This is a genomic window from Listeria sp. MAN/IMW/UF555 (genome assembly GCF_058684075.1).
This window is the reverse complement of record NZ_JBZWZS010000001.1, coordinates 487,408-499,103: the sequence shown is the minus strand read 5'-3', so window position 1 is coordinate 499,103 and position 11,696 is coordinate 487,408. Positions and strand designations below refer to the sequence as shown.

Here is an 11,696-nt window from a genome sequence, read left to right as displayed (position 1 = left end):
CAGGAGAGGTTTTCTTTATTAAAAGCGTTGAATTAAAAATACACCAATAAGCATTAATAAAACACCAATCATTCGATAACGGTTAATTGGATGAGGAATAACCCCGAAAAAACCAAAATGATCAATAATAAGTGCGATAATCATTTGCCCACAAAGTGCTAAAACTACTGTCATAGCAGAGCCAAGTAATGGTAAAAGTAAAATGTTAGAAGTTACAAACAATACTCCAAGTGCGCCACCAGTGAATACCCACCAAGGAATTCGACCGACCCCTTTCAGTTGAAAAGTCAAACGACGCTCCACAATTAAACAAACAAGCGTAAGTAACGTAGTCCCAACTAAAAAGGAAATAAATGATGCTACAAAAGGAGAACCGACAGTGAGCCGAAGTTGGCTATTAATCGATGTTTGAATCGGTGAAAGTAGTCCAGAAACAAGTCCCATTGCCATAAATAGTAATAATGATTTGGATGATCTTTTTGTCATGATTTCTCCTCCTTTTAAAATCGTTGCATCAAGTAAATGCCGCCGAACATTAAAATAACACCAAGCAGTCGTTCGATGTTAATCTCATGCATCGGAACTTGAAATAAGCCAAAGTTATCAATTACAATAGCCATAATCATTTGTCCACACACCGTAATCATTACAAGCAGTGCAGAGCCAAGTCGTGGTAAAAGTAAAATATTAGCTGTTAAGAAAATAACCCCTAATGTTCCACCGCCAACCCATATATACCAAGGATTTGAGGCAATCATTTCTGAAGATATTGGCCATGATTTTTGTGTAAATAAACAAACAATAAGTAAAACAGTCGTCCCTACCATAAAAGAAACCCACGAAGCTAAAAACGGTGATTTCGTATATGTACTAAGTCGTGTATTGATGGCTGTTTGAACGGGTAATACCATCCCCGCCAGTAGACCTGATACAATAAATAATATAATCAAAAATTTCCCTCCCTTTTATCACAATGAGATAATTATAAAATAAAAGAGGGGTAAAAAGATAGTATTTAATTTAAAGCGAGGTGTTTTTATGAAAATCCGAATAATCGGATCTGTTGGAAGCGGCAAAACCACTTTAGCAAAAAAAGTTTCCAAGTGGCTACAAATAGATTTTTTTGAAACAGACCGAATTGTATGGAAAAGAGAAGAAACGGAAGTGAGACGAAGCGATTCAGAAAAAATAGCCGAGTTAAATGCAATTCTCCAGAAGGATAACTGGATTATCGAAGGTGTGCATTTAGAAGCCTGGACAGAAGAGAGCATTTCACAAGCCGACATTATTATTTACCTTGATTTACCTAAAAAACAAATCCGCTCTCAGCTTATAAAACGCCAATTCAAACAATTACTACGAATCGAAAAAGCGCACTACGTAGTCCGTTTCAGCATGTTAAAGAAAATGTTTTACTGGGATGATTTATTTGATCAAAGGACTAAACCATTAGTGAACGAAAAAATAAATCAACATCCAGCTAAATGGTTAATTATTAAAGAAAATCTAGCGTTTCATGAAATTCAACAAAAAATATTGCAAATTATATCGAGCCGTGATATATTATGAGTATCAAATACATCGAGGTGCGATATAATTATGGATGAAAAACTACGAAAAACCTATCTCCCCATGACTGAAACTGCCTTTTACATATTACTTTCGCTAGTTAAACCGAAGCACGGTTACGCGATAATTGAAAATGTTGCCAAAATGACCAATGAGCGGATTAAACTTGGACCAGGAACTATTTACGGTAGTTTATCCAAAATGAACAAAGACAATTTAATCCAAATCATCCAAGAGGAGAGTAACCGAAAAATCTATCAAATCACAGAAATCGGCGCCGAGGTTTTGCAGTTAGAAAAAACACGTATAGAAGAATTGTATAGAAATTCGAGGGAGGTTTAATCATGGAGAAAAAAGTCTTAAAGTTTTTTACTGTAGATAATATGGAAAAAGAAGAAGCCTATTTAAACGAAATGGCTCAAAAAGGCTGGTTATTTAAAGAATATAAATCTTTTAGATACCATTTTGAAAAAGGGGAACCGAACAAATATCGCTATGCCATTGATTATAAAGTGAATCAAGGCGACGAAGCATCGTATAAAGCACTCTTTGCTGATGCTGGTTGGGATAATGTATTCTTCTATCCAGTATTAAATGGTAATTGGATGTATTTCCGAAAACTACAAGCCGAAGAAGCGGGAAGCGAAACGATATTCTCAGATGAAGTATCATATATTCATTTATATCGAAGTATTCGGAAACGCTGGACGATTTTTGGCATATTAATGAGTATTCTTTTATTGCTGGATTTATTTTTCCTAAACAACGCTGGAAGTTATCAAGTAATTACTATTTTCATTTTTATTCTATTTATTATTCTCATCGGTTTGTACGGAAAGATGTTTATCCAATTAACGAGGAAAATAAATAAATTTGCGAACAAAAATCTATAAAACAGAATGTAAGATAATTATGATGGCGTCAACTAAACCATTTTATAATAGAAGAAACTCGCATTTTTTTAAAATCATCCCATTTAATCCTGAACTTATATGACTAAATGATGGCAAATGTTACAAAATGAAGAACAAACGTTATCAAAGAAAATTAAATTGAATCTATAACTAACTTTTTGCCTTATCATAAAATGTTAAAGATTTCTTAAAAGACATTTAGATGGATTGCAATTGTGTTCAAATTAACGTATTCTAAAAACATCAAGGGATTCGGAGACAGAAAGGCGTGACGACATCTGAAGTATAGAAAATTATCCAAAAAGAAAAAACAAAAAAGGCTAATTGGGATAGCAGGGATTTTACTGCTGATTATTCTAGTAGGTGTCATAGCATCTGTAGTCAGACAACAATATTTAATTATGACAGCACCGAAACCGGACCCAGCATTCCATTCAAAAGAGCAGAACTTTCTCAATGAACTTTCTCCTCGTGCACAAGAAATTCAAGCAGAACACGGCATTTTAACGAGTATTACTTTAGCACAAGCTATCCTCGAATCTAACTGGGGTCAAAGCGATTTAGCACAACAAGGTAATAATTTGTTTGGTGTAAAAGGCAAAGCTCCACAACCAATGGTAAACATGACGACAAAAGAATTTGTAGATGGAAAATGGATTGAAATCAAAGCCAACTTCCGAAAATACAAAGATTGGAATGAATCATTAGAAGCACACGCAGAACTCTTTTTAAAAGGAACTTCCTGGAATAAAGATAAATATAATGGCGTGATCAAAGCCGATGATTATAAAAAAGCTGCGCAAGAATTACAAACAGCAGGCTATGCAACCGATCCAGGTTATGCAGAGAAGTTAATCAATATTATCGAAAAATATGACTTAGCTTTATATGATCGTATAGATGATAAGATATACTACGATGCAAAATCAACTGGTTATGGCAACGTAAAAAAAGACGTTTCTGGAGCAATTTGGACAAGGCCATATGGACTATCTGGAGCGCAAAAAGTAGAAGAAATTAACTACTACAAACGAGAAGATTTGAAACTTTTACGAGAAGCAAAGACAGATAGTGGCGTTTGGTATCAAATTTCCGTGAAAAATGATCCAATTGGTTGGGTAAAACAAGAATTAATCGATAAAAAATAAGAAATAACCGAAAAAGAGCTAAAATGACTTGTCTTATTTGTAGGCAAAAAGTCCTTTTGAAGCTCTTTTTCTTTTTTATTTTCATAACAGCGACCTCTCAAAAGGATTACTATTCAATAGCTAAAGGCCTTTTGTAACATAAGTAATGTAAAAGTAATGTGTATTACAAAGAAGTTTTGTTAGAATGAAGTGGTTGTTTTAAAGAACACACGTTTCTGACTAAATTTATAGTTAGATGGATATTTCAAAGAAGGATGTGCAATAAATCATTATGTTACAACTCGCAAAGAAGCATTTGGTGACAATTGGTCTTGGAATTACAATTACATTATGTGCAGTACCAATACACTCCCAAGCTGCTGGTCTAGAGGACGGCTTAACTTCCAAGCAAGAGAGGTTTATTAATGAAATTGCGCCGCATGCTCAAAAAGTGCAAAGAGAACATGGTATTTTAGCAAGTATCACTATTTCGCAAGCTATACTAGAATCCAATTGGGGAGAAAGTATGCTAGCAAAAGATGGCAATAATTTATTTGGAATTAAAGGTTCTTATAATGGAGCCTCTATTAAATTACCAACCAAAGAACACAATGGTCTTGTTTGGGTTGGTACCGATGCTAATTTCCGCGCATACCCGGGTTGGTATGAATCGATGAATGACCACGCACTTTTATTTGTCAATGGCCCATCATGGAACCCTCATTTATACGGGGGCTTAATCAAAGAATATAACTTTGAAAAAGCGGCTATTGCACTTGGAAAAACTGGCTATTCGTCTGATCCAGAGTATGCAGCAAAATTAATCGACCTAATTAAAAAAGCAAATTTAGATAAATATGATACAGTTTATAGTGAACGAGTATCTGATAAAGCAATCAAAGCTGCTGGTGAAGTAGCTATAAAAGATAACTCCTTTATTTGGTCCGCGCCAGGTGGAACAAAAGGAGCAAATCCAGTCGAAAAAACAACCAAATATTTTGGACATCAAGTTTCTATTAATAGAGAAGTTAAAGTAACGGATTCCAATATTTCGTGGTATCACATTCATCATAATGGCGATTCTATCGGTTGGATTGAAAGCACCTCTATAAAAAAATTCTATCAATTAGAAGATTATGCTCCAACGCGCGACGCTTTACTTAAAACAGATGATCAAAATCGTTTAGTAATTAATATGGATATTGATACATCAGAACTGCACAAACCTACAATAGCTAAGGAAGACACAAAGGGCAAAACTGCACTTAATCTACCTTTATTAAACGTTCAGTCAATTGCTTGGTAAGTAAAACGCAAAAAAAGTCGAATAGCTGTTTCGGCTTTTTTTGCGTTTTCAAAGGAATTTTAGAGAGAAACTGTTATAATGTAAAAGGAGTTTATAAGGAGGGTTATTTATATGGATGAACAATTAAAGATGTTAAAAGCACTAACGGATGCAAAAGGTATTCCCGGTAACGAACGTGCGGTTAGAAACGTATTTCGTGAATATATTGAACCGTTAGCTGATAGTTTTGAAACAGACGGCTTAGGTAGCGCCGTTGCGAAAAAAGTGGGCGCAGAAGATGGACCAAAAATCATGATTGCTGGTCATTTAGATGAAGTTGGCTTTATGGTGACTCAAATCGATGATAAAGGTTTTATTAAATTTCAAACAGTGGGCGGTTGGGTTTCGCAAGTAATGCTTGCACAAAAAGTAACAATCGTGACGCGTTCTGGCGAAGAAATCACCGGTGTTATTGGCTCTAAACCACCGCATGTAATGACAGCAGCAGAACGTCAAAAATCTTTTGATATTAAAGATATGTTTATTGACGTTGGTGCGGTTGATAAAGCAGAAGTTGAAAGTTACGGCATTCGTCCTGGTGATATGATTGTGCCAGCATTTGATTTTACCGTAATGAAAAACGAGAAATTCTTACTTGCAAAAGCTTGGGATAATCGTATTGGGCTTGCTATTGCAATCGAAGTACTTAAAAACCTACAAAAAGAAGCACACCCAAATATCGTTTACGGTGTTGGAACAGTGCAAGAAGAAGTTGGTTTACGTGGTGCCAAAACAGCAGCACATTTCGTTCAACCTGATATAGGTTTTGCCGTAGATGTTGGTATTGCTGGTGATACTCCTGGAGTAACTGACAAAGAAGCAATGAGTAAAATGGGAGAAGGTCCACAAATCGTTATCTATGATGCTTCCATGGTAGCACATGCTGGCCTTCGTGATTTTGTAACGGACGTAGCAGACGAACTATCTATTCCTTACCAATTTGAAGCAATTCCAATGGGCGGAACAGATTCAGGGTCTATTCATTTAACAGGAAACGGAATCCCGTCGTTATCCATTACAATCGCAACTCGCTATATTCATTCCCATTCGTCCATGCTACATCGTGATGATTTTGAAAATGCAGTTAAACTAATTACCGAAGTAGTTAAACGTTTAGATAAAGAAAAAGTATCAGAAATTCGCCTAGGTTGAGTTTCGAGAAAAGAGGACAACTTTTATGGAACAGATTCAATCAGTAAAAAACGACCGTGTCAAAACATGGAAGAAACTACAAACGAGAAAAGGCCGCGATAAAACCGGAACTTATTTGGTGGAAGGCTTTCATTTAGTGGAAGAAGCGTTACGTCAAGATGGTTTAGTACTGGAGCTGCTTGTTTCAAGTGGTGTTTCTGTTCCAGAAGAGTGGTTAAAAGGCGACTATGATGTCTTTGAAATTAGTTCCGAAATCAGCCATCTAATTAGTGACACAATGACAGAACAAGGTGTATTTGCTGTCGTTGCTATATCAGAGCCAGACATGATGCTTTTATATGGTAAGAAATTGTTACTCGTCGATGCAGTACAAGATCCGGGTAATGTCGGCACGTTAATTCGAACTGCTGATGCGGCTGGATATGATTGTGTCGTTTTAGGCAGAGGCAGTGCAGACCTTTATAATCCAAAAGTTATTCGTAGCACGCAGGGGAGTCACTTCCATATTCCTGTCATTCAAGCAGATTTATTTGAGTGGGTGGCGAATTTAGAAGAAGAAGGTGTTCCAGTGATTGGAGCAGTTTTAGATGACCAAGCCAAATCACTCAATGATATGCCAAAGCGTGAAACATTAGCCTTAATGGTTGGAAACGAAGGAAACGGCATATCAGAAGAATTACAAGATCGACTTTCCGAAAAAGTATATATTCCAATTTACGGTGATAGTGAATCATTAAATGTAGCTGTAGCAGCCGGAATTTTACTTTATGGTTTAAGAAAATAATAAAAGTGGTTGATAAGTCGGAATGAACTTATCAACCACTTTTTTAAATCTCTTCTTGTTTTTTCATTTTTACTTCACGAATTGCGACGCGTTTTAAATCAGCTACGACACTATGCATATAATCAAACGCAGCGCCCCAGTCAATCCCAGTAAAGAAGCCGTTCGAACTACCTGTTGAGATAATCGTTACTTCTGTTTCTCCGTGGAAATTATTAATGTTAACAAATAATGCCGCTCGATTAGAAGAACGGAAGTAAAATTTTTCGCAAGCAAGTGTCGCTAGTTCTCCAAAATCAAATGTTCTAATTTCGGAAAATACAATATTTGACCCTACTTGACCAGCTTTGATTATTTCGAAGGTTTCTGAAACATCTGTTTTAACAATGTAGCGAATAGATGGCATGAGAGACGCCTCCTTCATTAATCTATCTTACTTATATTTTAAGTCAGAAGGATACTTTGGTCAATTATATTTCGACTTACTAAATATAAGCAACAAAAGATTTATTAGTTACTTTCTGATGATAGATATGGTACAATAACGTTAGAGGTGAGAATTATGACTGATGCACATACAGTATGTCCGAAGTTTGAATCGGCGTTCCAACTATTAGGTAAACGCTGGACTGGACTTATCATCAATGTCTTACTGACTGGTCCAAAAAGGTTTAAACAAGTTGCCGCTGAGATCCCACAAATGAGTGATCGGGTGCTTGCAGAACGTTTGAAGGAACTTGAGGAAATGGATATTTGCTTAAGACAAGTTTATCCAGAAACTCCTGTACGCATTGAATATGAACTAACCGAAAAAGGTAAAGCACTCCAAGAAGTAATGCTTGAAGTCCAGTGTTGGGCGGATAAATGGGTGGAAGTACCTAATTAAAAAGAGATAATCTCTCCAACTAATATGGGGAGATTATTTTTTAGCTTGAATCTTTCGTAGAACCATACTATAATAGAAACTATCTAAATAAGTAAAGACAATGAAAGAGCCAAGTAGCATAGTGAGTCTGTATAGGGAGAAGTGGTCATAGACTGAAAGCCACTTTACAAACGAATTTGCGAACATTTCACCTCTGGAGTCGCCCCCCGAGAAGCACGTTTTGTGTGAAGGTGGTCCGGTTACTAAGCCGTTATCGAATTTTGAGTGGGAACAAATTTTGTTCTTATTAGGGTGGTACCGCGAGAAGTCTCGTCCCTTTGTGGATAGAGCTTTTTTATTTTGTCTAAAAAGAAGGAGTGAACGGTATGTTAGAGCAATTACAAACGCTGAAAAGTGAAGCAGAAACGCAAATTAACGAAGCAGCAGACTTAAAAACATTGAACGACTTACGGGTAAAATACCTTGGTAAAAAAGGCCCGATGACCGAAATCATGAAACAAATGGGAAAACTTTCCGCAGAAGAAAGGCCAAAAATGGGTTCACTTGCTAATGAAGTAAGAACAGCCTTAACAGAAGCGATTTCCAGCAAACAAGAAATTCTGGAAACAGCAGCAATTAATGAAAAATTAAAATCAGAAACAATCGATGTTACTTTACCAGGCACAGCGCCAAGCATCGGAACAAAACATTTACTAACACAAGTAATTGAAGAAATGGAAGATATGTTCATTGGTATGGGTTATGAAATCGCAGAAGGACCAGAAGTAGAACTGGATTACTATAACTTCGAAGCATTAAACCTTCCAAAAGATCACCCAGCTCGTGACATGCAAGATAGCTTCTATATTACAGAAAATACTTTATTACGTACTCAAACATCACCTGTACAAGCAAGAACAATGGAAAAACATGATTTCTCTAAGGGACCAATCAAAGTTATCTGTCCAGGTAAGGTATACCGCCGCGACAACGATGATGCAACTCACTCCCACCAATTTACGCAAATCGAAGGGCTAGTTGTTGGTGAAAACATCACTTTTGCTGATTTAAAAGGGACGCTGACTGTCCTCGCTAAAACTATGTTTGGTGAAGAACGCGAAATTCGCCTTCGTCCATCATTCTTCCCATTCACTGAGCCGTCTGTTGAAATGGATATTTCTTGTTTCAAATGTGGTGGTAAAGGTTGCCGCGTTTGTAAAGGAACAGGTTGGATTGAAATTTTAGGAAGCGGTATGGTACATCCAAACGTACTAGAAATGTCCGGTATTGATTCCACTCGTTACAGCGGATTTGCTTTTGGCTTAGGACCTGAACGTGTTGCGATGTTGAAATATGCAGTGGATGATATTCGCCACTTATATACGAATGATTTACGCTTTACGAAGCAATTCCAAAGCACAGAAACGGGGGAAATCTAATGTTAGTTTCATATAATTGGGTCAAAGAATTTTTCCAAGACTTCCCGTTAACGGCGGAAGAGCTAGGAGAAGCAATTACAAGAACCGGAATTGAAATTGAAGGCGTAGAAGAATTAAGCGCTAGTTTGAAAAATGTCGTGGTAGGCGAAGTATTATCATGCGAACGCCATCCAGATGCAGAAAAATTGAACAAATGCCTTGTCCAAACTGACGAAGAAGAGCCAGTTCAAATTATTTGCGGAGCTCCAAACGTTGCTGCAGGTCAAAAAGTAATCGTAGCCAAAGTTGGTGCAAGACTTCCAGGCGGACTTAAAATCAAACGTGCAAAATTACGCGGCGAAGTTTCAGAAGGAATGATTTGCTCACTTGCTGAACTTGGCTTTGAAAGTAAAGTTGTACCAAAAGCTTATGCGGACGGCATTTACGTTTTACCAGAGCATGTTGAAACAGGCGTGAGCGCAGTTACTTTACTTGGCTTAGATGATGCGATTCTCGATATGGCAATTACACCAAACCGCGCAGATGCATTAAGTATGAACGGCGTAGCTCATGAAGTAGGCGCAATTATCCATCAAAAGCCAGCGCAACCAACCGAGCCCGATGTATCTGAAAAAGGTAAAGCAGACGATTTTATTTCTGTAGAAGTAGAAAATCCAACAGAAACACCTTATTATGCTATTAAAATGGTTGAAAACATCGAAATTAAAGAATCACCTCTTTGGCTTCAAACAAAATTAATGAAAGCAGGCATCCGTCCACATAATAACGTAGTCGATGTAACAAACTACATTAATTTATTATACGGACAACCACTGCATTCGTTTGACTATGATAAAATCGGCAGTAAAAAAATCGTCGTTCGTTCCGCAAAAGACCAAGAAGAAATTACAACACTAGATGGCGAGAAAAGAACATTACAAACAGGGCACACTGTTATTACTAATGGAACTGAACCGATAGCAATTGCTGGAGTTATGGGCGGAGAGTTTTCTGAAGTAACTGAAACGACAACAACTGTGGCACTGGAAGGAGCTATTTTCAGTAGTTCATCTGTTGGAAAAGCATCTCGCGAATTATATTTACGTACAGAAGCAAGTATTCGATATGATAAAGGTTCTGATGCTTGGAAAGTAGAAAAAGCACTTGCACACGGCGGAGCACTTATCGCTGAACTTAGCGGCGGAACGCTTGTTGGCGGCGTAGTAGAAGTAGATAATCGTGAAAAAGCAGTAAATAAAATCGAAACAAGCTTAACACGTATTAACCGTATTTTAGGAACGAAGATTTCCCTTTCCGAAATAGAAACGATTTTTGATCGCTTAGGATTTGTATTAGAAGTTAAAGAAGACACATTAATTATTGAAGTACCGACTAGACGTTGGGACATTACAATTGAAGCGGATATTTTGGAAGAAGTTGCACGTATTTATGGTTATGATGAAATTCCTGTCACACTTCCAGCAACGAGCACAACCGGTGGATTATCTGACAGCCAAAAAGCTCGTCGTGTAATGCGCGCTTATTTAGAAGGAGCGGGACTTAACCAAGCATTAACGTATTCCTTAACTTCCAAAAAAGATGCGACTCGTTTAGCGTTATCCGATGAAAAAACAGTGGCGCTTTCGATGCCAATGAGTGAAGAACATAGCCATTTAAGAACAAGTATCGTCCCACAATTAATTCGTAGCGCAAGTTATAATATTGCTCGTAAAAATATGGACGTAGCACTTTATGAAATGGGAACCGTGTTCTACGCAACAGAAGGTGATAATTTACCAATCGAACAAGAGCATTTAGCTGGCTTAATTACAGGAAATTGGCACACGGCTGATTGGCAAAAAACACCAAAACCAGTAGACTTCTTTGTTTTAAAAGGAATTGTAGAAGGTTTAGTGAACAAACTTGGAATCGAAGCCGAACTGCACTGGAAGCAAATCGAAAAAGAAGAACTGCATCCAGGAAGAACAGCAAGCATCCAGTTAGAAGGAAAAGAAATCGGTTATCTTGGAGCGCTTCATCCAGCAGTGGAAGCAAGCTACGATTTAAAAGAAACGTATGTATTTGAAATTAATGTAAAAGCGTTACTTGATGCAACGAAAGAAAAAGTAGTTTATCATCCAATTCCACGCTACCCAGAAATGACACGCGACTTGGCCTTACTGGTGGATAAAGATACTGACCATGCTACAATCTCTCAAGTAATCAAAGAGCACGGCGGGAATCTCTTAGTCGACATTGAACTTTTTGATATTTTCGAAGGAGAAAGTTTAGGCGAAAACAAAAAATCACTCGCTTATACGTTAACTTTCCTTGATAGCGAAAGAACACTTGTCGAAGAAGATGTACAAAAAGCAACTAACAAAGTAGTAGAAGCATTACAAGCAAAACTACATGCTATTATCCGCTAGTTAACTAAAAAGAACTGAACTATTTGGAAAACATTTTCGAGTAGTTTGGTTCTTTTTTTGTACAGTGGAAATCTTGCCTGTTTTAACACTTCACTA

The 11,696-nt window shown here is 37.2% G+C and carries 13 protein-coding genes and 1 other annotated feature; of the genes, 10 read left to right on the top strand and 3 right to left on the bottom strand.

Going from position 1 to position 11,696, the window contains the following annotated elements; translation table 11 throughout:
* Positions 1-18: 18 nt before the first annotated feature.
* Both AC4PG8_RS02400 and AC4PG8_RS02395 read right to left on the bottom strand, forming a co-directional pair.
* Entirely contained in the window at positions 19-486 is a 468-nt protein-coding gene (locus AC4PG8_RS02400; protein WP_003729724.1) for a DMT family transporter, read from the bottom strand.
* Positions 487-500: 14 nt separating this feature from the next.
* A complete protein-coding gene (locus AC4PG8_RS02395; protein WP_003761842.1) occupies positions 501-950 on the bottom strand; it encodes a DMT family transporter in 450 nt (149 codons plus the stop codon).
* A gap of 88 nt (positions 951-1,038) precedes the next feature.
* On the opposite strand from AC4PG8_RS02395, the gene AC4PG8_RS02390 reads away from it, so the two are divergent.
* From AC4PG8_RS02390 to AC4PG8_RS02360, 7 genes are all read left to right on the top strand, one after another.
* Positions 1,039-1,569 (top strand): shikimate kinase, encoded by a 531-nt coding sequence (locus tag AC4PG8_RS02390; protein WP_003761843.1) that lies wholly within the window; start codon positions 1,039-1,041, stop codon positions 1,567-1,569.
* Positions 1,570-1,599: 30 nt separating this feature from the next.
* A complete protein-coding gene (locus AC4PG8_RS02385) occupies positions 1,600-1,911 on the top strand; it encodes a PadR family transcriptional regulator (RefSeq protein WP_070217302.1) in 312 nt (103 codons plus the stop codon).
* A 2-nt stretch (positions 1,912-1,913) separates the two neighbouring features.
* The gene (locus tag AC4PG8_RS02380) at positions 1,914-2,462 is read left to right on the top strand and encodes a DUF2812 domain-containing protein (protein WP_492169985.1); all 549 of its coding nucleotides are present in this window, start codon (positions 1,914-1,916) and stop codon (positions 2,460-2,462) included.
* Positions 2,463-2,761: 299 nt separating this feature from the next.
* Positions 2,762-3,631: a glucosaminidase domain-containing protein gene (locus AC4PG8_RS02375; RefSeq protein WP_492170202.1), complete on the top strand. Its 870-nt coding sequence runs from the start codon at positions 2,762-2,764 to the stop codon at positions 3,629-3,631.
* Between the two features lie 271 nt (positions 3,632-3,902).
* Complete coding sequence (locus tag AC4PG8_RS02370; RefSeq protein ID WP_033533111.1) at positions 3,903-4,916, top strand: glucosaminidase domain-containing protein; 1,014 nt, start codon at positions 3,903-3,905, stop codon at positions 4,914-4,916.
* A 111-nt stretch (positions 4,917-5,027) separates the two neighbouring features.
* Positions 5,028-6,107, top strand: a complete 1,080-nt coding sequence (locus AC4PG8_RS02365) for a M42 family metallopeptidase (protein ID WP_003761851.1) — start codon at positions 5,028-5,030, stop codon at positions 6,105-6,107.
* A gap of 25 nt (positions 6,108-6,132) precedes the next feature.
* A complete protein-coding gene (locus tag AC4PG8_RS02360) occupies positions 6,133-6,891 on the top strand; it encodes a TrmH family RNA methyltransferase (RefSeq protein WP_070753274.1) in 759 nt (252 codons plus the stop codon).
* A 43-nt stretch (positions 6,892-6,934) separates the two neighbouring features.
* Here AC4PG8_RS02360 and AC4PG8_RS02355 read toward each other — a convergent pair whose 3' ends face one another.
* Positions 6,935-7,294, bottom strand: coding sequence for a DUF6054 family protein (locus AC4PG8_RS02355; RefSeq protein ID WP_492169984.1), 360 nt, complete (start codon positions 7,292-7,294; stop codon positions 6,935-6,937).
* A 156-nt stretch (positions 7,295-7,450) separates the two neighbouring features.
* On the opposite strand from AC4PG8_RS02355, the gene AC4PG8_RS02350 reads away from it, so the two are divergent.
* The 3 genes from AC4PG8_RS02350 (at position 7,451) to pheT (ending at position 11,600) form a co-directional block, all read left to right on the top strand.
* A complete protein-coding gene (locus AC4PG8_RS02350; RefSeq protein ID WP_003721618.1) occupies positions 7,451-7,774 on the top strand; it encodes a winged helix-turn-helix transcriptional regulator in 324 nt (107 codons plus the stop codon).
* A gap of 91 nt (positions 7,775-7,865) precedes the next feature.
* Positions 7,866-8,094: a binding site (T-box leader), on the top strand.
* A 45-nt stretch (positions 8,095-8,139) separates the two neighbouring features.
* Positions 8,140-9,192 carry a phenylalanine--tRNA ligase subunit alpha gene (gene pheS / locus AC4PG8_RS02345; protein ID WP_003761856.1) on the top strand — a complete coding sequence of 351 codons (1,053 nt, stop codon included), beginning with the start codon at positions 8,140-8,142 and terminating at the stop codon, positions 9,190-9,192.
* The gene (gene pheT, locus AC4PG8_RS02340; RefSeq protein WP_185570848.1) at positions 9,192-11,600 is read left to right on the top strand and encodes a phenylalanine--tRNA ligase subunit beta; all 2,409 of its coding nucleotides are present in this window, start codon (positions 9,192-9,194) and stop codon (positions 11,598-11,600) included. The genes pheS and pheT overlap by 1 nt, the downstream gene beginning before the upstream one ends.
* The last annotated feature ends 96 nt before the right edge of the window (positions 11,601-11,696 follow it).